This is a genomic window from Micromonospora sp. NPDC050686, assembly GCF_040654475.1.
Lineage (GTDB): Bacteria > Actinomycetota > Actinomycetes > Mycobacteriales > Micromonosporaceae > Micromonospora.
The window spans coordinates 1-26933 of sequence record NZ_JBFAID010000029.1; the positions used below are offsets into that span (position 1 = coordinate 1).

18 protein-coding genes are annotated in these 26933 nt (G+C 72.9%); 1 reads left to right on the plus strand and 17 read right to left on the minus strand.

The features are described from left to right. Positions 1 to 156 precede the first annotated feature (156 nt). The 11 genes from AB0H57_RS19115 to AB0H57_RS19165 form a co-directional block, all read right to left on the minus strand. Complete coding sequence (locus AB0H57_RS19115; protein WP_357508164.1) at positions 157 to 1791, minus strand: GMC family oxidoreductase; 1635 nt, start codon at positions 1789 to 1791, stop codon at positions 157 to 159. Further along, complete coding sequence (locus AB0H57_RS19120; protein ID WP_357508264.1) at positions 1788 to 2318, minus strand: DUF5987 family protein; 531 nt, start codon at positions 2316 to 2318, stop codon at positions 1788 to 1790. The genes AB0H57_RS19115 and AB0H57_RS19120 overlap by 4 nt, the downstream gene beginning before the upstream one ends. A 44-nt stretch (positions 2319 to 2362) precedes the next feature. After that, positions 2363 to 3385 carry an enediyne biosynthesis protein gene (locus tag AB0H57_RS19125; RefSeq protein ID WP_357508166.1) on the minus strand — a complete coding sequence of 341 codons (1023 nt, stop codon included), beginning with the start codon at positions 3383 to 3385 and terminating at the stop codon, positions 2363 to 2365. Then, on the minus strand, positions 3382 to 5355 hold the full coding sequence (locus AB0H57_RS19130; RefSeq protein WP_357508168.1) for a CRTAC1 family protein: 1974 nt from the start codon (positions 5353 to 5355) through the stop codon (positions 3382 to 3384). The genes AB0H57_RS19125 and AB0H57_RS19130 overlap by 4 nt, the downstream gene beginning before the upstream one ends. A gap of 170 nt (positions 5356 to 5525) precedes the next feature. Continuing rightward, the gene (locus AB0H57_RS19135) at positions 5526 to 6881 is read right to left on the minus strand and encodes a cytochrome P450 (RefSeq protein ID WP_357508266.1); all 1356 of its coding nucleotides are present in this window, start codon (positions 6879 to 6881) and stop codon (positions 5526 to 5528) included. 5 nt (positions 6882 to 6886) lie between these two features. Next, entirely contained in the window at positions 6887 to 7396 is a 510-nt protein-coding gene (locus AB0H57_RS19140) for a flavin reductase family protein (RefSeq protein ID WP_357508170.1), read from the minus strand. Next, complete coding sequence (locus AB0H57_RS19145) at positions 7393 to 7842, minus strand: acyl-CoA thioesterase (RefSeq protein WP_357508172.1); 450 nt, start codon at positions 7840 to 7842, stop codon at positions 7393 to 7395. The genes AB0H57_RS19140 and AB0H57_RS19145 overlap by 4 nt, the downstream gene beginning before the upstream one ends. A gap of 9 nt (positions 7843 to 7851) precedes the next feature. Then, positions 7852 to 13641: a type I polyketide synthase gene (locus AB0H57_RS19150; RefSeq protein WP_357508174.1), complete on the minus strand. Its 5790-nt coding sequence runs from the start codon at positions 13639 to 13641 to the stop codon at positions 7852 to 7854. An 88-nt stretch (positions 13642 to 13729) separates the two neighbouring features. Continuing rightward, positions 13730 to 14695: a DUF1702 family protein gene (locus AB0H57_RS19155; RefSeq protein ID WP_357508176.1), complete on the minus strand. Its 966-nt coding sequence runs from the start codon at positions 14693 to 14695 to the stop codon at positions 13730 to 13732. Positions 14696 to 14727: 32 nt separating this feature from the next. Then, a complete protein-coding gene (locus tag AB0H57_RS19160; RefSeq protein ID WP_357508178.1) occupies positions 14728 to 15702 on the minus strand; it encodes a DUF1702 family protein in 975 nt (324 codons plus the stop codon). Between the two features lie 51 nt (positions 15703 to 15753). Continuing rightward, entirely contained in the window at positions 15754 to 16842 is a 1089-nt protein-coding gene (locus AB0H57_RS19165; RefSeq protein WP_357508180.1) for a carboxymuconolactone decarboxylase family protein, read from the minus strand. A gap of 237 nt (positions 16843 to 17079) precedes the next feature. Between AB0H57_RS19165 and AB0H57_RS19170 the strand changes: the two genes are divergently transcribed. Beyond that, positions 17080 to 17373: a chorismate mutase gene (locus AB0H57_RS19170; protein ID WP_357508182.1), complete on the plus strand. Its 294-nt coding sequence runs from the start codon at positions 17080 to 17082 to the stop codon at positions 17371 to 17373. Between the two features lie 52 nt (positions 17374 to 17425). Here the strand turns inward: AB0H57_RS19170 and desII are convergent, their stop codons facing one another. The 6 genes from desII to AB0H57_RS19200 are packed head-to-tail and all read right to left on the minus strand — an operon-like array spanning position 17426 to position 26749. Further along, positions 17426 to 18814, minus strand: coding sequence for a dTDP-4-amino-4,6-dideoxy-D-glucose ammonia-lyase (desII, locus tag AB0H57_RS19175; RefSeq protein ID WP_357508184.1), 1389 nt, complete (start codon positions 18812 to 18814; stop codon positions 17426 to 17428). A gap of 23 nt (positions 18815 to 18837) precedes the next feature. After that, entirely contained in the window at positions 18838 to 20031 is a 1194-nt protein-coding gene (locus tag AB0H57_RS19180) for a dTDP-4-dehydro-6-deoxyglucose aminotransferase (RefSeq protein ID WP_357508186.1), read from the minus strand. Positions 20032 to 20074: 43 nt separating this feature from the next. Further along, positions 20075 to 22531: an aminopeptidase N gene (gene pepN / locus AB0H57_RS19185; protein ID WP_357508188.1), complete on the minus strand. Its 2457-nt coding sequence runs from the start codon at positions 22529 to 22531 to the stop codon at positions 20075 to 20077. Then, positions 22528 to 23850, minus strand: coding sequence for a TfuA-like protein (locus AB0H57_RS19190; RefSeq protein ID WP_357508190.1), 1323 nt, complete (start codon positions 23848 to 23850; stop codon positions 22528 to 22530). The genes pepN and AB0H57_RS19190 overlap by 4 nt, the downstream gene beginning before the upstream one ends. Continuing rightward, entirely contained in the window at positions 23847 to 25055 is a 1209-nt protein-coding gene (locus tag AB0H57_RS19195) for a YcaO-like family protein (protein ID WP_357508192.1), read from the minus strand. Before AB0H57_RS19195 ends, AB0H57_RS19190 begins: the two co-directional genes overlap by 4 nt. Continuing rightward, a complete protein-coding gene (locus AB0H57_RS19200) occupies positions 25052 to 26749 on the minus strand; it encodes a long-chain fatty acid--CoA ligase (RefSeq protein ID WP_357508194.1) in 1698 nt (565 codons plus the stop codon). Before AB0H57_RS19200 ends, AB0H57_RS19195 begins: the two co-directional genes overlap by 4 nt. Positions 26750 to 26933: the final 184 nt, after the last annotated feature.

The window sequence follows — 26933 nt, forward strand, 5'->3', positions numbered from 1 at the left end:
GTGCCGGGCCCAGAGGCTGAAGGTGAGCGCCTCGTCGTCCTGGCCGCGGCGGGCCAGCGTCTCGGTGGCGGCAACACCGGTATCCGGACGAACCTCCGCCTTGCCGGACCGCCGCCTGGACTCCGCCTCGCACCCACATGATCGACAGGACAGGGCCTAGGCATGGGCGGGCAGGCGGAACCCACTGCTGCTTCTCCGGTGCTCGGGCGGGTCGGCGACGTAGCGGACCGGCACGCCGCGCGCGCGGGCCGCCTCGACGATCCCGGGCACGGCCCGCTCGGCCAGCGCGGCGATCGTCAGGGCCGGGTTGACGGTCAGCGCGCCCGGCACCGCGGACCCGTCGGTGACGAAGATGCCGGGGTGGCCGCGCAGCTCGTGCCGGTCGTCCAGCGCCGAGGTGTCCGGGTCGTCACCGATCCGGCAGGAGGCCAGCGGATGCACGGTGTAGGCGCCGATCACGTCGTCGGTCCACGGCATCACGGTGGACAGGCCGTCGCGTTCCAGGATGTCGCGCACGTCGGCGTCGGCCCGTGCCCAGCCGGCCCGGGTGTTCTCGGTGGGGCGGTAGCGCAGTGCCCCACGGCTGAGCATCTGCTGTGACACCCGGTCGGCGTGGCCGGTCTCCGGCGGTGGACCGAAGACACCCTCGTTGTCGTCCTCCGACATGATGAAGATCGTCAGCCAGGACTGCCAGCGGCGCAGCATCTCCTTCTTGTCCACGCCGAACCAGCTCGGCCCGTCCGCGTCCGCCACCTGGGCGAGGATCGTGCCGAAGCCGGGCGGGAAGTAGAGCTGCTCCAGGGAGTGCCGGCTGAACTCCGGCAGGGCGCCGTCGAGCCGGTCCCAGCTGGCGCAGACCGGCCCCTTGCCGATCTGGTACGCCTCGTACGCCCGCCCGTCCGGGCGGCTCAGCCCGAGCAGGTCGCGCGCCCTGCCCTCGTCGACGACCGCGGTGTTCAGGCGCTCGCCGTTGCCGGAGAAGTACCGGCCGACGGCGTGCGGCAGCTCGCCGAGGTCCTCCTCGGAGCGCTGCAGGATGACCGGGGTGGCGACCGCGCCGGCGGCCACGACGACCAGCCGGCAGTCGATCGTGCCGCCCCCCGTGACCACCCGGTAGTCCACCTCGTCCACGGTGTTGTAGTGCACGCGGTAGCCGTCGTCGGTGCGGGTGATCCGCTGCACCTCGTGCAGCGGCCGGATCTGCGCGCCGTGCGCCACCGCGGCCGGTAGGTAGTTCAGCAGCAGTGAGCGCTTGGCGTCGAACCGGCAGCCGGACATCATCCAGTTGCAGTTGGTGCACTGCTCGCCGTCGATGGCCGCCGGTACCGGGTTGGCGGTCCGCCCGGCGTGCGCGCAGGCCGCGGCGAACAGTCCGCCCGAGTAGGTGACGTCGTCCCATCCCTGCGGGGTGACCGGCAGGGACTCGGACACCATGTCGTAGAACGGGTCGAGCGCGGTCCGGTCGATCGAGCGGGGCCACATCCGGCGGCCGATGCTGCCCTGCCGCTCGAACGTGTGCCGGGGCGCGCGGGGCGTGGCCGCGAAGTAGACCACGCTGCCGCCGCCGACACAGTTGCCGCCCAGGACGTTCATGCCGTCGCCCAGGGTGAACTCGAACGCCCGGGTGGCCGCGCTGCCGAACGCGAAGTCGTGGTCGAAGTCCGCGCCCGTCAGCCAGGGCCCCCGCTCGAGCACCGTCACCCGCGCGCCGCCGGCCGCCAGCCGATACGCCGGAATGGCGCCGCCGAAGCCGCTGCCGATCACCACGACGTCCGTGCTGTCCGCGTTCATGCCGGGTCTCCCGAGGGCGTGGTGAGCGGATGGACCGCCGCCAGTTCGCGGCGGTACGAGAACTCGGGGAACCGCCACAGGCCGTCCGGCCCGGGTGCCGCGAACCCCATCGCGGTCAACCCCGGGTGCCCGGCCGCGATGGCCTCCACGGTGTGCCGGTCGGCCCCGGTGTCCCAGGCCATGAAGCTGAACATGGCCAGCGGCACCCAGAGCTCCTGCTCCGGGTGCCCGGGCCCCATCAGCTCGGCGGCGAGGCGGGTGCGATCGGCGAAGCCCAGCGCGACGAAGGGCGGGACATCACTGTCGAGCGCGATGCCCCGCTTGTCGGCCCACGCCTGCGCGTGGTCGTTGAGCCCGACCACCAGGGTCGACAGCAGCCCGGCGAAGCCGCCCTCCTCCGATGTCAGGAGGGCGAGCGCGCCCGAGGTCACCGCGCCGCCGCCCTCGGCCGCGCCGGCGATCGCGCGGTCGTCCGGGGACCGGCGCTCGCCCGGGATGACCGTGTCGGCGAACGCCTCGATGGTCATCGTCTCCCACTCGTCCAGCTCGACCGTCCTCGGTTGCACGGCGGTCACCGCCCGGCCGTCGCGAGGGCCGGCACGCCGGCCGCGAGCGCCGCCGGCCGCCGCCGGTCGAGCAGCTCGCGGATCCACCAGTAGGCGCCGCGGGCGACGCACACGATGGTCACCGCGAAGAACAGCGTGTAGACGACGTTGAAGACCATGAGCACGCCGTACACCATGGCCACCGAGGCGCCGAACATGAACATCGCCCGGCCCTTCGACGGTGTCGTGCCCGGGTCGGTGATCATGTAGTTGGTGAACAGCACGAACGCCACACCCGTCATGGGCACCAGCGCGCCCCACAACGACACGTCCCACACCCAGTGCCGGATCAGCGCCTGGATCACGAAGCCACCGGCCCAGCCCATGATGAGCAGGACCTTCCTGGTGAGCACCGCGTTGAGCACCGTGCCGGCGGTCAGGATGACGAACGGGACCATCACCCGGATCGCGTCCGGGACGTTCTCGGTGAAGTGGTACGGCGGCGCGATGTTCACCCACGAGAAGGCCAGCAGGGTCACCGTGATGCCGAAGTTCGACGGGTTGAGGAAGTGCCGCATCCGCCCGTTGATCGGTGCGCGGAAGACGGCCTTCTGCCCGATGGCCACCACGACGGCGAATGCGATGGGCCAGAAGTGCACGTTGGCGTACAGCAGCATGTTGCAGGCGAGCGCGGTGATGTGCGTCGGCAGCAGGAACGTGTACATGCCCCAGGCGCCGTGGCCAGCGAAGGCCGGCCGGCGGCCCTGCGACCAGGCCGCGACCAGCTCGATCGCGATCTCCGCGGCGTAGCCGACGGCCAGCGCGAGCAGGGGCCACGACCAGGGCTGCTCGAAGCCGAGCACGGTGTACCCGAGGATGTTGAAGACGCTCATCGAGATGGCGAAGTTGCGCAGCGCCTTGTACCGGGGGTCGGTCCGGTCGATCCGGGGCGGGAACGGCCGGGTGGCGGTCACCGCCGGGGACTGCGGGGCCACCCGCTCGGCGGCCTGCTGGTCCGGGATCGTCTTTTCCTGGACTACGTCGGTCATCGTGCCGGTACCTCCGTTGCCTGCCCGGTGAGCATCAGGTCGTGCCACCCCGGGGTCACGTCGAGCGTCTGGACATGCCGGCCGCCGTCGAGGTCGCGCCAGCTGATCTCGGCCTTGACCGGCTTGTCGCCGTTCGCGCCGAGCCCGAAGAACACGTCGAAGCTGCGCCGGCCGCTGTGGCCGCCGCCGCCGTCGAGCTGGGCCAGTTGGGTACGCCCGTCCGCCGTGGTCAGGCGGACCTGGGCGCCGTACGCCGGGGTGGTCGCGGCGCCGGTGGCGTCGCCGCGCGCCGGGCGGTGCAGCCGCAGGCCGACGAAGGCGCCCTGGCCCGGGTTGTCGTTGCGGTAGTAGGCGGGGGAGTCCCACTGGCGGGCCACGGCGAAGTCCTGGCCGCCGTCGCCGTTGGTGTCACCGACCGCCACGCCCCGGGTGGGCACCGGGACGGCCAGGCCGAGGTCGTTGCTGATGTTGAGGTACTTGCCGTCCCGGTCGCGGGCCCAGAACGCCAGTGTCTCGTGGCCGGAGATGTCGTCGCCGGGCTCGGCGTTGGGCCACATGCCGGGGTTCTGCAGCATGAGGTCGTTGCCCATCGCCAGCTCCTGCAGCCAGGGCCAGCGGTTGATGCTGCCCTTGACGAAGCCGGCGGCCTGCACGACCGCGGGGTGGCCGCTGTTGTCGAAGTCGGCCATCTTCGTGTCCCAGCCCCAGCCGGTGAACGCCATGTGGTAGTCGGCCGCCTTCTGGTCGAACGGGGCCACCCCGGAGCTGAGCTTCGCCCGGGCGTCCCGTGCGGAGGTCGAGGTGTTCTTCCACAGGAAGTTGCTCTCCTCGATGCCCCACGAGGTGGTGATGTTGCTGACGAACATGTCGAAGCGCCCGGTGCCGGTCAGGTCGCCGAAGTCCACCGACATGCCCTTGAAGGAGTCGTGGCCCAGCACCATCGACTTGGGCGTCGCCACGCCGCGGCGGCCGGAGGTGCCGGAGAACTTGATCCGGCCGACCGTGGACACGTTGTGCAGCAGGCGGTCGTTGCCGAAGTCGTTGGCCAGGTACAGCTCGGGCAGCAGGTCGCCGTCGAGGTCGGCCGAGGCGGAGCCCAACGTCCACCCGGTGGCCAGTCGCGGGTCGATGGCCCCCGCTTGTTCCTGGTAGCTCGCCGAGGGCTGGTCCCCGCCGGTGGCGGCGGTCCAGCGCAGGATGTGCGCGCCACCGCCGTTCTCGGCCCGGGACATCGAGTGGTTCATCTCGACGTTGGCCGGCGAGTCGGGGTCGAGCACGCCGCTGTCCGGGAAGTAGTTGAAGACGCCGATGTCCGGGCCGCCGTCGCCGTCGAAGTCGGCCACCGCCACGGCGTTGGTGTTCCAGAGTGGACCGTGGTAGGTGCCGTCGGACGACGGCGCCTGCGGCACCAGTTCCGTCGGCTGGTAGCTGGCCTTGCTCAGCCCGCCCGGGGTGGTCTGCTTGTTGAGGAAGAGGATGGGTGTCCGTCCCCAGTAGTAGGTGAGCAGGTCCATCCGGCCGTCCTGGTTGAAGTCGCCCGGGTTGCAGCCCATCGGCGCGACACCCGGGCCGGTGGGCAGCGGCGCCGGGTCGAGCACGAAGGGCTGGTAGCGGTCACCGGTGCCGGGGACCGGGGTGACGACGACCGAGTCGCTGCGCGTGTCGACCAGGCACAGGTCCTGCGCGACGCCCGCGCCGGTGAGGTCGTTGACCGCGATGGCCGCGCCGACCGACGAGACCCACGCGCGGATGTGCTCGTAGTCCCGGTTCACCGGCCTTACGGTGCGGTGCGCGAGGCCCGGGGGCAGCGCGATGGGCAGCTCGGTGAACCGGTAACGGGACGCGATCTCCGCGCGCTGCTCCGCCGAGGCCGAGGGGGGCTGCGACACCACGTACAGCGCGCCGACCAGCACGAGAACGAAAATCGAGGGCAGTAGCCGGCGTACGAGTCCGGCGGGTTGCGTTGGCAAGATTCCCCCTTCAGATGGACGCGCATGACCGTCAGGGCGCGGATTTCGGAGAGCTGACCGGCCCGGGAGCGGACACCGGCGGCGGTCCCTCTCATCGTCAGCCCGCCGGGGGGATGTTTGCTTCTCGTGCGATGCGCTCTCGGCGGGATCTTCCGGCCGCCCGGGCCGCCTCAGGCGGGATGCACGGTCACCGGCAGGCCGCCGCGGATGCGCAGCGAGAGCATGGGCTCGGCGACCACCGGCCGGCCGGGCAGGCCGGCCAGGCGGAGGTCCCGGCAGATCATGGCGAGCACGAGGACCGCCTCCAGCATGCCGAGGTGGTTGCCGACGCAGAACCGGGGGCCGGCGCCGAACGGGATGTAGGCATAGCGCGGCCGGTCGGTGCTCGCGCCGGGGGCGAACCGGTCCGGATCGAAGCGGTCCGGCCGATCCCAGAACCGCGAGTCGCGGTGCAGCGTGTACGGCGAGATCAGCACGTCCGCCCCGGCCGGCACCCGGTAGCCGCCGACGACGTCCTCGTGCACCGCGATCCGGGGCAGCAGCCACACCGGCGGGTACAGGCGCATGGCCTCCTGTATCAGCGCGTTGGTGTAGGGGAGCCGGGACAGATCCGAGTAGCCGGGCCGCCGGTCGCCGAGCGCGCCGACCGCCTCCGCGTGCACCCGTTCCCACACCTGCGGGTGCCGGTCGAGAAGGTGCAGGGCCCAGCTCAGCGTGCTGGCCGTCGTCTCGTGCCCGGCCAGCAGCAGCGTGACGAGTTCGTCGCGCAGGCGGGCCTGCCCGACCCGCGGATCAGCCTCCCGGCCGGTCGATTCGACGAGCCGCGACAGCAGGTCGTCGGTGCCGTCGGCCCGTCCCCGCGACTCGGCCACCAGCCGGCCGACCACCCGCCCCAGCCGCCGCCGCGCCTGTCGGAAACGCAGCTGATGCGGCAGCGGAATCCACATCGGCACCATGCTGAGTGTGGCCAGCTCGAACATCGCCTGGTCCTGCACGGCGGCGAAGTCACGGCCGATGCCGGCGAACGCGTGCAGGTCGACGTCGAGCAGCGTACGCCCGAGCACGCCCAGCGTCAGCGAGGTGAGCTCGTCAACCAGGTTCACCGGTCCCGTGCCGATCCGAGCGTGCAGCCGGTCGACCAGGCGGGACCCCTCGACCGCGATCGCGTCGGCCTGCTGGGCGACCCGCCGGCTCTGGAACGCCGGCTGGATGATTTTGCGCTGCTCCCGCCACAGGTCGCCCTCGCTGGTCAGCAGGCCGTCGCCCAGCGCCCGCCGGGCGTGCACGAGACCGATCCCCTTGTGGTAGTTCGCCGCGTTGTCGGCCAGCACGTGCTTGGCGTGCGCCGGATTGTTGAAGAAGTAGAGCGTCTTGTGCCCCACCGGCAGGCGGGACGCGTCACCGTAGCGCCGCGCCGCGCCGGTCATCATGGCCAGCCGGTCCCGGTTCAGCAACAGCAGCATGCTGAGGGCGGCCGCGCGGGAGGGGCCCGGCGGGGTCCGGGCGGTGGACGTCGTCGTGGTGATGGCCATCATGCCCTCCCGAAACAGCCGCGCAGGAAGATCAGGACGTCGTCCTCGCTCCCCGACACGGCCAGTAGCCGGCCGACGAAGATGGTGTGGTCGCCGCCGTCGTAGGTGTTCCACAGCGCGCACTCCAGGTGCGCCGCGGCGCCCGCGATCAACGGGGCGCCGGACCGCTCGCCGGTCTCGCAGTCGACGAACGCGAACTGCTCGGCGCCGAGTGGCCGCCGGCCCGCGAAGTGCCGGGCCACCCGCTCCTGGCCGGCGCTCAGCACCGAGATGCCGAACGCGTCGGCCCGCAGCAGCGCCTCGTGCATGAGGGCGTCCCGCGCGACGCAGACGAGCACGAGAGCCGGGTCGAGCGACACCGCGGTGAAGCTGTTCGCCGTCATGCCCCGCGGCTGCTCCCCGCCGACGGTGAGCACGGTGACGCCGGTGCAGAAGGCGCCGAACGTCCGCCGCAGCAGCGTCGTGTCCTGCACCTGGCTCATCGGCATGCCGGCCCGCACGCTGGTCATGACCGCGCCCGCACCGGCAGGTGGGTGTACGGCTCGAGCGCCCGCACGAGCGGGTCCGGCACCCGCGCCGGCGCGGTCCGTGTGTTCGGGCCGCGCATGCACGCCACCCGCTGCATGCCCCGGGCCACCAGCGTCTCGCCGCCGCCGGCGTCCAGCCGTACGTAGTCGAAGCCGAACTGGAGCTGGGTCTGGCCCAGTTCCAGCAGCCGCATCCGGATCGAGACCTCGTCGAAGGCGGTGATCTCGGCGTAGAACTCGCAGTCCACCTTGAGCGTGAAGAGCTTGAGGTCGTCCCGCAGGTCGGCCAGCACCTCGGGGGCCCGCTCCTTGAGGAACAGCTCCCGGGCCCGGCCCTGCCAGCGCAGGTAGTTGACGTAGTAGACGTTGCCGACCAGGTTGGTCTCCTCGAACCCCACGACGTGTCGGTACTCGAAGTAGTCGTTCATGTCACCCACTCATTCCGCGAGTACTGCGAACACCACCGGCGAGTCGGACCCGTCACCGCGCACGGTCGTCGCCAGCACACCGATGCGGGCCTCGCCGGAGGTCAGGACCACCCAGCCGGGCCGGTCGGCCGAGCCGAGCATGATTGGCGCGTCGGCCGAGAACCCGGCCTTGCGCAGGCACTCCGTGGCCGCCCAGACCCGGGTGCCGGCCAGGTCGGGCGACTCGGCGTGGGCCGCCGCGATCTGGTCGGCCAGCGCCTGGTGACGCCCGAGCAGCTGCTGCCACGCCTGCGCGGGCCGGGGCGCGACCGGTTCGAGGTCACAGCCGAGCACGCCGGTGCCGACCACCGCGAGCGTGAGCCCGGCACCGTGGGCCGCGCTGATCGACCGGCCGGCGATCTCGGGCCGCCCGTCGGCGCGATGCCGCACCTCGACCGGCTGGCCGAGCGCCCGGCCGGCCGCCCGGGTGGTGCGCCGGCGTCGCATGGTGACCTCGTCGCCCGTTTCGTCGCCCGGGTCGTCCGGCTCCACCACGACCGCCGTCCGGATCCCCGCCACGTCGCCGAGGCCCCGCTCCAGATAGGAGCCGAGCAGCGCCGGCGGCCACGGACCCCGGCCGTCCCGCTTGCGCACCGCGCGCAGGTGCAGGCCGGACCAGCGTTCGACGACCGAGCCGGTCGCGTCGCGCAGCGCGATGTCGTAGACGTAGGTGTCGCCGTCGCGGCTGCGCTCGGTCGCGCAGAAGCGCAGTTCACCCTCGTGCGACAGCCGGTCGCCGGCCGGCTGAATCCGGTCGATGCGCACCGGCAGCAGCGTGGCGTCCGGCACGCAGACCTGGTTGCCGTGCATCAGCGCGTCCCGCACGCCCGGATCGCCGAGCAGCAGCTCACCGGGGAGGAAACCGGCGAACCAGCCGGTCCGGGGGAGCGCCTCGACCACCGCGTCCACGTCGCGGGCCGCGGCCCGTCGGTAACCCCGCAGCCGCTGGAACCGGTCGCCCTGGAACAACAGATCGCCGTAGAGTTCGGCGGCCGGGTCGAGCGGCACCGGCGGCAGGTCGTCCGCCACCTGCTCGGGCGGCCCGTCGGCGGTGCCCTCGTCGGAGCGGCGCAGCCGGGCCCGGAAGTGGTCGGCCGTGAACCCCGTCTCGGCGCTGCGGATGACCACGTCCACCGCGTCGTCGTCGGTGCGTACCGCGGCGATGCGGATGGTGACGGACCCGTCCGGCGGCACGACGATCGGCCGGTCGAACACCGCGTCGGTGATCGTCGGCGGCTCGGTCCACCCGGTCAGCGCGGCGGTGACCTGCGTCATCGCCTCCATGCCCAGCACGGCGGGGAAGAGCAGGTTGCCGTCGAGCAGGTGGTCGGTCAGGTACGGATCGGTGCCGGCGTTCAGCTCGGTCTCGACGACCAGCTCGACGCCGTGGTAGCGCACCAGCGGCCGATCCACGAAACGCAGCAGCGGCAACGGCCCACTGTCCCGCTCGACGGTGTCGATCTCGCCGGTACGCCCGCTGATGACCACCGTGGACGGCGTCTCCGGGTCGGCCAGCAACCGCCGCAGCACCGCCAGCCCTTGGTCCGGCGTGATCGGGGTGATGCCCTGGCGGTTCAACCCCTCGACGACCGACAGCCGCTCGCCCATGCCGACACCGGACCAGACCGACCATTCGAGGACGAGCGTGCGGCACCCGGGGTGCTCGGCGCCGAAGCGGGTGACCAGGTCCTCCAGCCACTCGTTGGCGACCGAGTAGTGCGCCTCGCCGCGCAGGCCGGCCCGGCCGATGATGCTGCCCAGCGCCACGAGCAGGCGCAGCCGGTCCGTGTCGACGGCGTCCAGCACGTGCCGCAGGCCGGCGACCTTGGGCGCGAGGGTGTCCCGCAGCGTGTCCGCGTGCACGGCGGTCAGCGCCGCCGGCTCGTTGCGTCCGGAGCCGTGCAGGACGGCCGTGACCGGTCCGCCCAGCCGTTCGGTGAGCTTCTCGACCGCCGCCTTGACCTGGACGGGATCGGTGACGTCGGCCCGCTCGTAGGCGACGGTGACGTCGTGCTCGGCGAACCGGGCCAGGTTGGCGGTCAGCTCGGCGTCGGCCGCCGGGTCGGAGCGGCCGAGCAGGGCCAGCCGGGCGCCGCTGTCCGCGGCGACGGCGAGCGCGCACTCGGCGGTGATGCCCTTGCCGCCGCCGGTGACCAGCAGGACGTCGTCCCCGCCCAGCACCGCCTCGGTACGCCCGGCCCGGATCGGCAGTGGCCGCAGCACCGGCACCCGCCGGGTCCCGTCGGCGGCGTACCAGACCTCCGAGAATCCGGTGGTGGCCGCGACGTCCGCGACGATCCGGTTCACCGCCCCCGGCTCCGGGGCGGTGTGCACCACGGTGGTGCGTACCCCCGGTGCCTCCAGGCGCAGGGTCTTCGCCAGGCCGGCGGCGCCGCGGCCGTGCTGGACGAGCACGAACCGTCCGCCGTCCGCCTCGGTCGCCGCGGTCCGGGCGCCGGTCAGCGCCATGGCCAGGTCGGCCTCGGTGCAGTCCGCCGGCAGCACGACGAGGATGCCGGTGCCGACCCCGGCCCCCTCGAGCGCCGAGCGGAGCGCCCCGGCGAAGCCCTCCCCGCTGGGCGCGTACACCTTCCAGGCGCCGCGCTCCTCGGACCCGGCGGCCTCCGGCGCCGCGCGCTCGTCGAGGTCGATCCGCCAGGCCCGGACCCAGTCGGCCGCGCCGGTCACCACCGGCGCCGCCGTCGGCGCGTCCGCCTCCGTCGAGCCGCGCAGCCCCTCAAGGGTCTCGGCCAACTCGCCGAGAGTCGCGGTGGCGAAGTTGGTCGGGGTCACGCTCGGCTCGATCCCGATCCGCTGGGCCACCGTGTTGACCACCTGACCCACGGTGATCGAGCTCAGGTGCAGGTCGTCGAGCAGGCGACTGTTCATGGTGACCAGGTCCACCGGCAACTCGGCCCGTTCGGCGGCGATCCGCCGCAGCAGCTCGGGCACCGCCTCGTCACCGCGCGCGGCCCGCGCCTCGTCGGCCGGGCCGGACGGCGCCGGCTCGGCACCGCTCGGGCCGCCCGACCGGTGCGCCGGCACCTCGGGCGCCTGCTCGCACGGGCTGGAGAAGAAGCCGAAGGTGGCGCCCACCGCGAGGGGGCGCAGCAGGCGGCCGTGGAAGAGCAGGGGCTCGATGGTGGTGGCGCCCACGACGAACGCGGCGGCGAGCACCCGGAGTAGACCGGCCGACGACTCGTCGTCGGTGTCCAGCGCGACCGCGGGCACGTCGGCCACGGCCCGGGCCAACCCGCTCAGCACCCGGCCCGGGCCGACCTCGACGAAGAGGTCGACGTCCTTCGCGGCCAGCGCGACGGCGTCGGCGAACAACACCGGTTCGGTGATCTGCCGCTCGAGCAGCCCGGCCAGGTCGGTCTCGGGGCCGAGCGGCTCGCCGGTGACGGTCGAGACGATCTTTCCGCGCACCGGGTCGAACCGCTCCTCGCGGAGCACCTCGCCGAACGCCCCGGCCGCGTCGGCGACCAGCGGGGAGTGGAAGGCGTGGGAGACGGCCAGTCGGGCGGCGCCGACCGACGCCTCCTCCGCGCGTCGGCAGGCCTCCTCGATCGCCTCCGCGGTGCCGGCGACGACGGTCTGCGCCGGGCCGTTGTGGCCGGCGACGGCCAGCGGCAACCCGGCGATCAGCTGCTCCGCCTCCGCCGTGCCCGTGGCCAGGCTCGCCATGGTGCCCGAAGAGCTGTGCTCGGCCATCGCGCGGCCCCGCCGCTCGGCCAGCCGCAGCAGCGCCTCGGCGTCCATCGCGCCGGCCCAGTGCAGCGCGGACAGCTCGCCCAGGCTGTGCCCGACGGCGACCTGCGCCTCGATGCCGAGCGTGCTGAGCACCCGCTGCCCGGCGATCGAGCCGGTGACGATGCGTGGCTGGGCCACCTGGGTGGCGACGGTGTCGCCGCCGGCCGGCAGGGCGGCCCGCCGGTAGACCTCGTCCACCTCGGCGAAGCGGCGACGCAGGGCGCCGCCGCTGACCCCACGCCCGGATCCCTGACCGGGGAACAGGAAGCCGATGCGGCCCTCGCGGACCTGCCCGAAGGACGTCCGGCCCTCGTCGGCGTGCAGCCACGTCTCACCGGCGTCGATCGCGGCCAGCACCGCGGCCAGGCGTTCGCTCGCCTCGCTCGGCGACCGGACCACCACCGCGGCCCGCCAGGCGAGGTCGCGCAGCTCGCCGTGCAACGTCGCGGCGAGGTCGCTGAGCTGGGCGTAGCTGACCCCCGGCACGAACCGGGCCGTCCGGTCGATCCGTTGCCGCAGCTCCTGCGGGGTCAGCGCGTCGAACACCAGCAGCTCGGCATCCTGCGCCCCGGCCGCGATGGCGTGGATCCGGGTCCCGTAGCGCACCCGGCGGTCCGGCTCGCCGTTGTCGAGGACGAGGTGGGTGTTGATGCCGCCGAAGCCCATCGCGGTCACGCCGGCCCGCAGCGGCTGCCCGTCCGGCCACGGCTCCGCCTTGCGCAGGACCCGCAGCGCGGTCTGGTCGGCCGTGAAGATGTCGTGCGGGTCGACGCAGCCGATGGCCGGCGGCAGAACCTCGTTGCGCAACGACATCGACGCCTTGGCCAGCCCGGCGATGCCGGCCGCGGCCTTGGTGTGGCCGATCATCGCTTTGACCGAGCTGATCGCGGCCGGCGCGGCCGCCGGATCGGCGGCCAGCCGGTTCTGGTTCAGCGCCGTCAACTCGTTGGCGTCGCCGACCTTGGTGCCCGTGCCGTGGCCCTCGAACAGCGACACGGTGTCGATGCCGAACCCCGCCCGCGCGTACGCCCGGTCGAGGGCGAGGTGGTAGCCGCGCGTCTCCGGCCGGGTGATGCCGCCCCTGCCGTCGGACGAGATACCCCAGCCGGCCACCGAGGCGTAGATGCGGTGCCCACCGCGGCGGGCGTCGTCCTCGCGCATCAGCACGACCATCCCGCAGCCCTCACCCGGCCAGAAGCCGTTGGAGCCGCGGTCGTAGACGCGCATCTCGCCGGTGGCCAGCGCGCCCGTCTTGGCGAACCCGATGATCTCGAACGGGTCGATCGACAGGTCCACCCCACCGGCCACCGCGACGTCGAGCTCCCCGTCGGCCAGGGCCTTGCAGGCGGTGGCCACCGACAGCAGGGAGGACGAGCAGGCGCCGTCGACGGTGTAGCCACCGCCCTTGAGGTCGAAGTGGTTGCAGATCCGCCCGGCGATGGTGTTGGACAGGCCACCGGCGAGGGTGTCCTCGTCGATCGAGGGGAACGGGCTCTTGTAGGCCCGCTCCAGGTCGTCCAGCAGGGTGCCGAGCTCGTCGTCGCCGAAGCCGCGTTCGCGCAGCACCGCGCTGACCGTCCGCTGCACGTACGGCCAGCGCAGGCGAAGCTGGTTGGCGCGGGAGAACTCACCGGTCAGCGTGTTGCCGACGATCACGCCGGTGCGGTCCCGGGGCAGTCCCTCGGCCATCGGGAAGCCGGCGTCGGCCAGCGCCCCGGCGGCGATGTCCAGCGCCAGCCAGTGCGTCAGGTCCGTCGAGCGATAGGTGCTGCCCGCCACCCGGTACGCCACCCGATCGAACTCGTACGAGTCGATGACCGCGGCCTCGCGGGCGTAGAAGCGGTCCGGGGTACTAGGGTCGGGGTCCCAGTAGTCCGCCAGGCGCATCCGTACGTCCGGGAGGCGCCGGAACGCCCGTCGACCCGCGATCGCGTTGTCGAACAGTTCCTTCGGGTTGGTGGCGTCCGGGTAGCGGCAGGCCATACCCACCAGGGCGATTCTAGTCATGCGGATCGGTGACTCCTTCCATGGCGAGCTGCCCTGCGACGTCCGGCCGGAGTCGGCGAAAGAGCGGGCGATCTCGTGACGATGGCGGTCAGCTGATGTGCGCGGCGAAGGCCGCGGTGATGCGCTCGCGCCAGGTGGCGTAAGCGGGAACGTCGGTGTCGGTGAGGCCCTCCCGGGCGCGGTCGGTGACCGCCGCCGCGCCGGCAACGTCGCTCCCGCACAGCACCTGGGTGGCCAACTCGTTGTGCGGGACGACCAGACCCGCCCGCAGCCGGGCCGCCGCGGCGAACGCGGCACCCTGGGCGACCGCGCCCCGGCAGGGACCGGCCAGCTCGGCGAACCGTTCCAGCTCCTGGCGGGTCACCCCACCGGCGTAGGTGGCGGCCAGCCCCGCGCCGCTGTAGAGGTCGGGCCGCCGCTGCGGCGGGAACCCGTTCAGCAGCGCGGCCACGCGTTCCGGGTCGGCGCCGCCGACGAACCACGTCGCCCGGCCGATGCCCTGGTCGATCACCCGGCTGGCGTGCCAGGACGGGCCGTCGACGGGCCAGCCGAAGTGCTCCTCGCGGAAGTGCTCGTGGACGTACCGGCGGGTGTGGAAGTACGCCTGGTGGAAGCCGTACCCGTCGAGCACCAGCCAGCGCAGCAGCGGGTCCGGCGCGTACAGCCGGGACCAGCGGAACCGGGGCAGCCGGGCCATCGCCCAGCCGACCCCGACGTACACCATGTAGATGTGCGGGTCGCCCGGACCGGTCAGGAAGTCCCGCACGTGGTGGCCGTGCCCGACCGGCAGGCCGTCCAGCACGCCCATCGCCATGCCGGCACCCTCGAACGCGAAACCGCGGTAGGTGTCGGAGAGCGCGGCCAGTTCCGCCTCGACGTCGGCCGGCCGGCCGGTGGCCGCCGCGGCCCCGTAGCCGGCGAGGAAGGACCGGCCGACCGTCTCCAGCCGCTCCACCGCCGCCGGCGACTTCACGTGGAATCCCCGTACGGCGACGCTCGTCTCGGCGACGTCCGGGGTCAGGATTCGTCGTCGTAGCGCGTGCCACTTCTGCATTCGGGCCTCCAACCAGTGGTCGGTGTTCGGTCTCAGGGCCGGTCGAGGTGCTGGCGGACCTGTCGCCGCCAGGACTCGTAATCGGGTTCGCCGGAGCTGGTCGTGGTCAGGCTGACGTCGTCGGCCAGCGCGGACGCCGCGGGCACCGACAGCTCGGCCAGTACGTGCAGCGCGCTGCGGGTGTGCTCGGCGACGTAGCCGGAGAAGTCCCGGGCCTTGGCCGCGAACACGGCGCCCTGGGCCAGGTGCGGCCAGTGCGCCCCGGAGTCCTCGCGCAGCGCCTTGAGTCCGGTCTCGTCGCAGCCACCGGCGAAGGTGGCCGCGAGACCCACCCCGCTCCACAGGTCGGCGTGCCGGTCGGTGGCGAAGCGGCGGACCGCGGCCCCGACCGCGTCCGGAACGCCGCCGTGGATGAACCACAGCGCACGGCCGACGCCCTGGTCGACGGCGCGCGGGAAGTAGTCCGCGCGGCCCTGCCAGGGGTACGGGTCGAGCCGGCGCTGCCGGGTCACCACGGCGTCGGTGTCGAAGTACGCCCGGTCGAAGCCGTACCCGTCGACGGCCAGCCAGCTCATCGTCGGGTGGTACGGCTCGCCGGTCAGGTCGGGGAGCACCCCGCGCCACAGCGGTCGCGGCAGCCGCGCCATGGCGAAGCCGATCCCGATGTACGTCAGGAACGTGTGCGGGCGCCCGGGACCGGTGAGCAGCTCGCGCGTCCGCCTTCCGCGACCGGCGGCCATCGCGTCCCGTACGGTCAGCGCCATCGTCGCCCCCTCGTAGGCGAAACCGCGCAGCTCGGCGTCCACCATGTCCAGCCGCCGGGTGAGGTCGGCCAGCCGGCGGAAGTCGATGCCCCACTCGAAGCCGCAGACCACCGCCTGCGGGATGGCCTCCAGTGCTCGGGTGGCGTCGGTCGGGGTCACCGGGAAGCCGCGGGTCGCGAAGCTCACGTCGGTCAGCGACGGGCTCAGCACGAGTCGGCGCAGGGATCCGAGCAGTGTGGACATATTGGCGCTCCTGACATTCCCGAGGACCACTTCATCGTGTGCCGAAACGCCTCAGGTACGCGTCTCCTGTCGTGCGCCGTCCGCGGCGACCCGCTGCCGGGCGCCGATCCGCCGGGCGGCCTCGAAGGCGGCCCAACCGACCACCTCGACGAGTGCCTCGTCGGCGGGCAGGTACCGGCGGAACTCGGCGATGGCGTCGTCGCCGACCTGGTGCGACGACACGGCGGTGAGCAGCGCTATCCGTGCGGTCGCCTGGTTGCGGGGTCCGAGGCCGGCCAGCGCGTCGTCGCACCACGCCGTTGAGATCCCGGTCTCCTCGCCACGCCACCGGTCCAGGTGGTCGTGCACGACGGCGCGGACTGCCGGCGAGAGCCACTGCCGACCGGCCGCGTCGAACGTCGCGTGCGCCCGGGCCATCGCGCCGGCGATCCCCGGGTTGGCCGCGGCCCAGCCGGCGTCGGAGGGCAGCGGGGCGGCCGGCAGCAGGTCGAGGGAGAGGCCCGGCTCCCGGCGGGCGTGCAGCGACGCGCGCAACAGCCGGCCGATGCCCTGCTTCATGCGGCGTCGGGCCCGCCCCGTGACGCCCGGCGGCAGCAGGAAGTTGGACAGGAAGACGTTCACCGCCCGGGTCAGGTAGTGCATGCTCACCACGGTGCCCACGAGTTCGGCCCGCTGCGCCGGGGTGAGCCAGGAGGGGACGGGCCGGCCGCCTGGCGCCTCGTGCGCGGTACGGGCCCAGGCGCTGATCTCCCGGATGCCGGGGGACCGCATGTCGTCGACCCGGTCGGCGGCCAGCCGCTCGGCGTCGTGCTCGCCGGTCAGCTCGTACATGCTCACCGAGTGCATGTCCACGCAGTACTGGCAGATCGTCGCGACCGAGACCGCCGCGGCCGCGGCCTCCTTGCTGGCCCGGTCCGCGGCCCCGCTGACCAGCAGCGACTCGCGCACCAGCATCCAGTAGGCGGCGAGCGCCCGCGGCGACGGTGAATGCATCATGGCCGGCGGGACGACCAGCCGCATCTCCTCGGCGACCTGGGCGTACGCCCTGCCGACCAGGCCGGTTGCGGTCGCCGTCGGAACGGGCGCGACGTGACGGACCTGACGTTGCACGGCGGAGGCCGCGACCCGACCGGCGATCATGGGATCTCCCTTCCCCTGGAATTGCCAGTATCGGCCTTTCACCGCCGCAAGAACGGCGGCGAGGGCAAGGGCAGCAAGGGTGAAGAATTGATTGGGAAAGCGCAGCACTACGGAAGATGCCGGTGCGCGCCCGGCCGGACGAATCTGGCGACGTGCGTTTCTCTGACTAAGTCACAACTGCCTTCTGCGGGGGCTAGTGCGGCCTTCATTCGGGCGGTTTTCGCGAAGGGGCACTCGATGAATGACATGACTCAGACGAAGGTTCGGCGCGGCACGCTCGACGCGACCGGAGACGGGGACATCGGCGGCATGCGGCAGCGGATCGACGAGATCGACCAGGCGATGATGTCGCTGTGGCGGGAGCGGGCCCGGCTGTCCGGGCGCATCGGCGCCGCCCGGCTCGCCGCCGGCGGCACCCGGCTGGTGCTGAGCCGGGAGCAGCAGGTGCTCCGGCGCTTCCGTGAGGGCATCGGCAGCGAGGGCGTGCAGCTGGCACTGCTGCTCCTGCGGGCCGGTCGCGGCCCGCTGTAGGGCACTCGACCGGACCGGTCGGCGGCGGCCAGCGCGGCCACCGCCGGCCGGGTCACCGCAGGAACCCCCGGAAGTCCCGCCAGCCGGCCGCGATGTCGGCCTCGAGCTGGCTCAACCGGGCCGTCAGCACCTGGTCGAAGCCGTCCATGAAGTACTCGTCGCCGGGGACCGCGGCGACGCCGGCGCCGCTGTGCACGTACTCCTCGACCACCTGCGCCAGGCTCCGGCCGGGACCGACCCGACCGGCGATGTAGCGCTGCGCCCCGGGCAGGCCCGGGAACCCGGCCTCGCGGTAGAGGTAGACGTCGCCGAGTACGTCGATCTGCACGCCGGCCTGGATGTGGGCTGTCGGTCGCATGCCGGCCGGGTCGACCCGGATGAGCTCGGACTCGATGCCCGCCTTCAGGCCCTGCAGCGCGTATCCGTAGTCGACCCGCAACGTGGGCGTCCGCTCGGCCACCCGGTCGGCGAAGGCGCCCAGCGCGTCCTGGAGCTCGGCGCGCTCCGCCGCGGACAGCTTGCCGTCCGGGCGACCGCTGTAGTCCTCCCGCAGGTCCAGGAAGTCGATGGGGTAGTCCGGCGCCGCCGCGTTGAGCTCGGCGATGAAGTCGACCAGGTGCAGCAGCCGCCGGGCCCGACCGGGCAGCACGAGGTAGCTGAAGCCGAGCCGCACCGGACGGTCCCGGTCGGCGCGCAGCCGCTGGAAGCGGAGCAGGTTGTCCTTCACCCGGCCGAAGGCGGCCCGCTTGCCCGTGGTCTCCTCGTACTCCTCGTCGGTGAGCCCGTAGAGCGAGGTGCGCAGGCCGTGCAGGTCCCACAGGCCCGGCTGGCGGGACAGGGTCTGCTCGGTCAGCGCGAAGGAGTTGGAGTAGAGGACGAGCTTGAACCCGCGTCCGGCGGCGCGGCTGACCAGCTCGCCCAGGCCCGGATTGGTGAGCGGTTCCAGACCGCCCGAGACGTACATCGCGAACGGATTGTCCGGCGGTACCTCGTCGATCACCGAGGCGAACATGGCGTTGCCGTCCGCGAGCGCCGACTGCTGGTAGCGGGCCCCGGTCACCCGGACGCAGAAGTGACAGCGGAACATGCACGTCGGGCCCGGGTACAGGGCGATGATGTGCGGATAGACGACCTTCCGGGCCAGCACGTTGTCGAGGACGCCGTCGCGCTCCAGCGGCAGGATCGTCTTCGTCCAGTACTGCCCGGACGGGCCGGAGGTGACCGCCGCACGCAGGTCCGGCCGCCGCCGCACGGTGGCCAGCAGGCGGGCGAAGGTGTCCCGGTCGACCCCCAGCTCGTGGCGGACGGTCTCCAGGGGCGTGAACGGACTGCGGCCGTACCGCTGGACCAGCCGGGCCAGGTGAGCGGCGGAGGGGTCCGCCGGGTCCACCGTCGGCGGATCCGGGTACGTGGCCGTTCGGCCATGCGCTACGTCGGTCATTGCCGGCCTTTCGTCGAGTTCGGCTAGCCCTGCCGACGGCGGGCGGTCACGGCGGCGCCGTGTGCCACCGCGAACCGGATGATCGAGCAGATCCGGCGGATCTGCTCCCGGTTCACCGTCGTGCCGCTGGGCAGGGAGATGACCCGCGCGACCAGCCGCTCGGTGTGCGGCAGGCTCACCGGTCGCCCGGACCGGTAGGGCTCGAGCTGGTGGCACGCGGGAGATCCGATCGGGCGCAGCGCCATGACGTGCTCCGCGTGCAGGACGTCGAGTAGCAGGTCTCGGTCCAGCCCCGTCGTCTCCTCGTCGACCTCCACGATCACGTACTGGAAGTTGTGGCGTTCCTCGACGTCGTGCGCGAAGAAGGTGATGCCGTCGAGGTCGGCGAGCTCGGCATGGTAGGCGTCGTAGTTGGCCCGGTTGTGCTGGACCGTGTCGTCGAACGTGTCGAGAGAGGTCAGGCCCATGGCGGCCGAGGCCTCGCTCATCTTGCCGTTCGTGCCGCCCGCCTCGCTGATCGCGGCGAGCCCCTTGCCGAAGTTGTGCAGCGCGCGAACGCGGTCGGCGAACTCGTCGTCGTCGGTGACGATCGCGCCGCCCTCGAAGGCGTTGACCACCTTCGTCGCGTGAAAGCTGAAGACCTCGGCGACGCCGAAGCCGCCGACCGGGCGGCCGTCGGACGTGCAGCCGATGGCGTGCGCGGCGTCGTAGAAGGCCGGAATGCCGTGGTTGGCGGCCACCTTGCCCAGCTGGTGCACCGCGCACGGCCGCCCCCACAGGTGCACGCCGATGACGGCGGACGTCCGCGGGGTGATCGCCTCGGCCACCCGCTCGGGGTCGAGGCAGCCGGTGGCGGGATCGATGTCGCAGAACACCGGTTCCAGGCCGAGCCAGCGGGCGGCATGTGCCGTCGCCGCGAACGTCAGCGACGGCACGATCACCTCGCCCGACAGGTCCGCGGCGCGCATCAGGAGTTGCAGGGCCGTCGTGGCGTTGCAGGTGGCGACGCAGTTGCGGACACCGGCCAGCTCGGCGACGCGGTCCTCGAACTCCCGCACCAGCGGTCCGCCGTTGGACAGCCACTGGTTGTCGAGCGCCCAGGTCAGCCGGTCGAACAACCGGGTCCGGTCGACGGTGTTGGGCTGGTTGGTGTGCAGCGGATGCAACAGCGCCGGGCGTCCACCGAACAACGCGAGATCAGTGAGGTCACGCTTCACGTCGCCCCCTTTCGGGCCTACCGTGCTCGCAGCACCATGTTTCTCAAGCGGCGGTGCCGCTGCATCTTGTGGATTGCCGCGAGCGCAGCATCCGGCGCAGTTCGTCGGCGCGTTCCCGCACCGACCTGCGTACCACCGGGGCGGTCCCGACGGCAGCCGCGTCGGCCCGGGCCGGGAAGTCGGCGCCGCCGGCGAAGACCGGGAACAGCCGCTGGGCGTAGGCCATCGCCGGGATCATCCCGGCGCGACCCAGCTCGGGCAGCAGCCTCAGGTACGCCTCGGCGTGGCCGGCCAGCAGCGCGTCCTGGCCGGGACGCCAGAACGCCGTGGTGACCGCGGTGAGCGAGCCGATCGGTACGGCCCGGTCGACCGCCAGCGTCCGCCAGACGGTCGCCTTCTGCTCGGCGTCCGGCGCCGCCGCGCGTACCGCGAGGGCCCGGAACCGGGCGTCCGGGTCGGGGTCGCGGGCGAGCAGCTCCGGCACCGCCTCCGCGGTGTCGCCGCCCAGCTCGGCCCGCCGTTGCAGGGCCCGCCAGTGCAGGTCGACGTCGTCGCCGGCGGCGTCCCGCAGCCGGTCGACCGCGGTCAGGTCACCCGCGACGCGGGCCAGGGCGCGCAGCGCCACCACCCGGCGGCCGGGATCCTCGGCCAGCCGGGCGCAGGTCGCGGCGACCGCCGCCAGCAGCCGGTCGCGCCGGTCGTCACCGGCCCACAGCTCGGCGGCGTTGCCGGCCAGCCGCAGGTAGGGCTCGATCACCGCGTCCGACGTCTCGACGGCGAGCACCGACGTCAGGCACCGCACCGCGTCGTCCGCCGTCGCCTCCCCGGTGGTCAGCATGTCCCAGACGGTGGCCACCACGACACCGCGGGACACCGCGGTGGGCAGCTCGCCGGCCGACGCGACCAGCGCCTCGACGCCGCCGGCCGGGCGGGTGACGGCGAAGGTCAGGTCCTCGTCGTTGACCAGGTACAGGTCGGCGCCGGCCGGCAGGGCGACCGGGGTGTACGGGCCCCGCACATCCACCTCGACCAGCCCGGTGCGGGCCAGCCCGCCGGTGCCGCGGACGTACGCCCCCACGGCGAGCACCTGCGGGCGTGGCGGGCCGTCCGGGCCGCGCCCGGCGAGCACCAGGCCGCCCGCGCCGGACTCCAGCGTCAGCCGGTCGGTGCCGGCGGTGTCGAGCCAGCCGGCCCGCCACGCGTCCAGGTCCCGGCCGGACGCCTCGGCCAGCGCGTCGATCAGGTCCTGCAACGTGGTGTTGCCCCAGGCGTGCCGGGCGAAGTAGCGCCGCATCCCGGCGACGAAGTTCTCCTCCCCGACGTAGGTGACGAGCTGCCGCAGCACCGCGGCGCCCTTGGGGTAGGTGATGGCGTCGAAGATGGACGCCGCCTCGGCGACGTCGCGTACCGGCTGGCGGATCGGGTGCGAGACCGGGCTCTGGTCGGCCAGGTACGCGCGCAGCTTGTCCCCGGCCAGCAGACCGGCCCACGCCTCGGTGTAGCGGGTGGCCGAGGTCGCCGCCCAGTAGCAGGCGAACTCGGCGAACGCCTCGTTCAACCAGAGGTCGTCCCACCAGCGCATGGTCACGATGTTGCCGAACCACATGTGCGCCATCTCGTGCAACAGCACGGTGGCCAGCCGCTCGCGCTCGGCCGGGGTCGGCGGGGAGCGGCGCAGCCACGCGTCCGACCAGGTGACGCAGCCGTAGTTCTCCATCGCGCCGCCGAACTCGGGCATGAACACCTGGTCGTACTTGGCCTGCGGGAACGGCATGCCGAAGACCTCGCCGAAGTAGGCCAGGCCCTGGGCGGTCACCGTGAAGATCTCGTCGGCGTCCCGCTCGAGCACCCCGGCCAGTGAACGGCGGGCGAAGATGCCGAGGTCGTACCCGCCGGCCGAGCGGCGGATCTCGTGCAGCGGCCCGGCGTTCACCACCGTGTTGTACGGCGACAGCCGCGGCGTGGCCGGGAAGGTCCAGCGAAGCGCGTCACCGAGCGGCTCCACCCGGGGACCCCCGCTGTTGCTGGTGACCGTCCAGGCGGCCGGCGCGGTGACGGTGAACGCGTGCGTCGCCTTGAGGTCGGGTTGGTCGAAGCAGGCCCACACCTGGTGCGCCGCGTCCGGCTCGAAGCTGGTCCACACGTACACCTCGCCGTCGACCGGGTCGACGGCCCGGTGCACCCCGGCCCCGCCGGTGGTCCGCGACTGGACCGTCTCGACCCGCAGCTCGTTGTGCGCGGCGAGGCCGGGCAGCGGGATCCGCCCGTGCGCGGCCGGCGGCAGCGGCTCGCCGTTCAGCGTGGCGGCCACCACCTCGGCGGCGCAGTCCACGAAGCTCTCCGCACCCGGTTCCGCGCAGCCGAAGGTCACCGTGGACACGCAGCGCAGCTCGGCCCCGCGGAGCAGGGCGGTGAGGTCGACGGCGAGGTCGTAGTGCCGCACCGACAGCAGGGCGGCCCGGCGGGCCGCCTCCACCTGGGTGAGACCGCGCGTGCTCATAGGGCCGCGTCGGCCGGCCGCGGCGCGTCGTTCATCGCCACGACGGCCCGGGCGGCCATGAAGTACGGTCGCGCCTGCTCACGGAACTCGCCGAGCGAGCGGAAACCCCGGTCGAGCACGGCGGTGGGCAGGTGGTCGGTGCGCCACAGCGCGGCGAAGGTGTCGTCGAGCTGCTGGGTGGGGACGTCGCCGGGGTGGAACTTCGGGTTGACCCACATCGCCCGCTCGGTCAGCCGCAGCAGCCGGGCACTCTGGCCGGTCAGTTCCGGCAGGTCGGCGGCCAGCTCGGGCGGGATCTCCTCGTAGACGAGCCGGCCCGAGCGCCGCCGGAACGTGCGCACGAGCACCCGCAGGGCGCGCTCCTTCTCGTCGAGGGTGTCCCGCTCACCGGGGGCCAGGATCCGGCGGCGGACCAGCTCGTCGGGGGACAGCCCGTCCATCCAGGCCGGCGGGAGGTCGTCGAAGCCGATCTCCGGATACTCGGGGCGGAGGTTGCCGAGCACGTGCGCGGTGTGCCGGTCGGGAAAGTCGGGCAGGAACAGCTGCGCGTACGCGAGCACCTGGCGCTCGGTCGGCCCGTCGGGATCGGCGGTGGCCGGCGTGTGCTGCAGCCGCCACTCCCGCCGGTAGGAGGTGAGCGGGACCGTCACGTCGCCGGCCGGTGGCTCCGGCGCGGCCCCGGCGAGCAGGTCCCGTACGGCCGCCTCGGCGTCGATGCGCTTGATGTCGCCGAGCCGGTCGCCGCGCAGTTCGTCGACGACGAGCCGCATCGCCGCGCCCGTCCCGCGCTCGTCGGCCGCGGCGAGCAGGGCCGCGTTGGTGCGCGAGCTGAAGTGCACCTCGCGGGCGAGCTCCACGACGTCCGAAGCGGCGGTCGCGTCGAGCCGGCCGGCCGCGACCAGGCGGTCGGTGACGCTGAGCACGCTGACGAGCGCGTGGGTGAAGGCCCGGAACTCGATGTCGGCGTCCCCGTGGGTGAGCGCCACGTCGGCGTCGGAGATGACCCGGCCGTCCTGGTACCAGGCGTAGACGGTGCCCAGCCCGACCATGCCGTGCCCGTGCAGCTCGCAGGCGCGCAGGGCGCCGAGGCTCGCCGTGCCGTAGACGGGGACACCGGCCGCGTACAGCTCGAGGATCTCCTTGTGCCGGATCGGTGCGGTGTGCTGGTAGACGCCGTCGACGATGAGGACGGTGTCCTCGCCCGAGAGGCGAAGCCGGTAGAGGTCGCCGTGGGCGATCGGCGGGTGCGGGCACACCCCGTCGAGCGCCAGCACCGGCGAGCGGGACAGCGAGGGCCCGGCGAAGACGTGGATGGTCATGAATGCTCCGTCTCGGTGGGATCGGGGCGCCGCGGCAGCTCCTCGTTGGCCTCGTGATGGCCCTCGGGCAGGCCGGGAGCGACCACCTTGCAGACATGGAACGGCTCGCCCGGCGGGGTCAGGTCGACCCGGAGCACCGCGCGCCCCGTCACCGCGCTCACCTGATCCGACAGCAGGGCGACGAGCTGTTCGCTCGGCAGGCCGACGTCCAGCAGCGGGGCGCCGACCTCGGCCCAGGAGTGGTTCGGCTCGACGACCGGCGGTGGGGCGGCATACCGTACGCCCCGGTAGGACACGCTTCCGATGTCCTCGCGGGTGCCGCTGATCACCGACATCCGGCTCTGGATCGCCTCGGTCAGGGCGCGCTGCAGGGCGACCTCGGGCAGCAGGTGGCTCCCGGCGCCCGCGTACAGGCTCGGCATGTCCGAACGCCAGAGGAAGACGGCGAAGGCCGGCGCGGCCGGCACGGTCGAGCAGTCCACGACCTCCACCCAGAACCCGGTGGCGCGCAGGTGCTCGATGAGGTCGCGGCTCCAGCAGTCGGGCAGGGTGCTCAGCTCCACCACCCTCCGCTGCCGGATGGGCGTGTGGGCCATCCCGGCCGTCGAGTATCGCTCGATCACCTCCAGCAGCGCGTGGATGGTGGCCTCGGGCAGCGTGTTCCCGCTGGCCAGGCCGTTGGAGGAGCAGAACTGGGTGGGTGGCCGCCAGGTGCCGTCGCAGACCCCGTCCATGGCGACCGAGCGGAGCGGGACGTAGGTCCGCGCCCCGTCGCCCAGGGCGGTCGCCGGGACCCAGCGCAGCGGGAAGAGGTCGGAGATGACGGCCCGCTCGGTGGGGGTCACCTCCGTGGTCGTGTACGGCAGGTCGAGCTCTGCCGCGGTCGCGACGAAGGCGTCGGGAGTGGTGAAGTACCGCTCGCAGATGCCCAGCTCGATGGCCTCCATGACCGCCGATATCCGGGCGAGCAGGTCGGTGGCGCCCTTTCCCTGACTCACTCCCACGGTGGTCGCGAGCGGCCGCACGGCCATGTAGACCGGCATGCCGATGGTGTCGAGGCCGGTGAGTTCGGCGACCCGGGTGATCCCGTGATCGCGCATCTTGGGCCGCACGCGCTCCCAGGTCTCCTCCGGAGTTCGGTCCCGCAGCAGGCCGGGCGGTACGCCGGCGCCGGTGCTCGGCGCGACGGGGCTGGTTGTCGTCACGGCTGGCTCCGAATCACTCGAATGGCCGCGGTGGCACGGTCGGGCGCGTGATCGGCGTACAGGGCGTCGATCTCGTCCGCGTACTTCGCCGCGATGGGCTGGCGCTTGAGCTTCATCGTCGAGGTCAACTCGTCGCCGCCCGGGTCCCAGAAGGTCGGCAGCACGGTGAGCTTCTTGATCTGTTCGATCCGGGAGAGCCGCCGGTTGCCCGCGGCGACGCTGGCTTCGATCTCCCGCAGCACCCGTTCGTCCCGGGCCAGCACGGCCGGGTCCGTCTCGATGCCGGCCCGGGCGGCGTACGCCGCGGCCGCGTCCCGGTCGAGGGTCACCAGCGCCACGTTGTACGGCCGGTCGTCGCCGAAGGCCAGCACCGGTCCGATCAGCGACGAGCCGGCGGTGATGGCGTGCTCGATGTTGCTCGGCGACATGTTCTTGCCGCCGGAGTTGACGATCAACTCCTTCTTCCGGCCGATGATGGTGAAGGTGCCGTCGGCGTCGACCGTGGCGAGGTCGCCGGTGCGCAGCCACCCCTCCGGGTCGACCGCCGCCGCGGTCCCCGCCGGGTCCTTGCGGTAGCCCCGCATCAGCCACGGCATGCGGACCAGCAGCTCGCCGTCCTCGGCGATGCGTGCCTCGGCGCCGGGGGCGACCTTCCCGATGGTGCCGATCTGGGACTCCGCCGGCGGCGCGGCGGTGCCGAGGCCGCATTCCGTCATGCCCCAGCCCACGACGAGCGGCAGCCCGAGGCGCTGCCAGAACGCGTAGACGTGCCGGGGTATCGCCGCGGTGCCGGTGAGCGCCCACTTCAGCCGGTCGAACCCGAGCTGGGCGCGGATCGCGTCGAGGACCGCCGGGTCGCCGGCGTCGAACGCCGCCGCCGTCCGTTCGTCGGACCGCACCTGCCGCTCCACGGCGGCCTTGAGCTTCTCCCAGGTCCGTGGCACGGCCGCGAAGGTGGTCGGGTGCAGCGCGGCGATCACGTCCGGCAGCTGGGTGGGGTCGGCCAGGCAGGTGACCTGCGCTCCCCGGACGACCGGGTAGTAGTGGCGGTAGAAGCGGTCCCCGGAGTGGCTGGACGGGAGGTAGGAGATCGCGGTGTCACCCGCCTCCATCGGCCAGACGGTGGCCACCGCGTCGATCAGCCGGAGCCAGCCGCGGTGGGTGTGCTCGACCCCCTTCGGCGGTCCGGTCGTGCCCGAGGTGTAGATCAGGCAGAGCAGGTCGTCGGGTTGCACGGCACGCCAGGCGGCCTCGAAGTCGAAGTCCGGTGCCGGCGCGAGGCGCTCCAGGTCGCCGTCCTCGACGATCAGCAGGTGCTCCAGCGGTGCCCCGGCGGCCCTGATCCGGTCGGCGAACTGCTTCTCGCACACCCCGATTCGGCAGTCGGCGTGGGTGAGCAGATAGTTGATCTGCTCGGGTGAGCTGGTGGGATAGACGGAGTAGGTGGCCGCACCGAGATGGGAGGCCGCGACCTCGGTCAGGTTGAACTCGGGGCGGTTGGTCAGCATCGCCACGAACGTGTCGCCGCGCCGCAGCCCGAGCGCGGCCAGTCCGCCCGCGATCCGGCGCACCTCGTCGCCGTACTGCCGCCAGGTCAGGCTGACGCTGTCGTCCGGAGTGCGCAGCGCGACGTCGTCCGGGTGCGCCGCAACGGTCCGCTGGAACGCCTCGGGAAAGGTCCTGGGTCGCGACATCACGCGGTCTCCTGGAGCTGTCATCGACAGGTGGTCACGGCGATATGGTCGCAACGATCCGGCACCGGGGCATCTTGCCGATTGCGCCACCCTGCTCCGCAATCGTGAAGACAAAAGGGGATCCGGATCTCGGTACCGTCCCGAGGTAAACGGACAGAAATTTGGCCCCCACTCAGCACCCTCG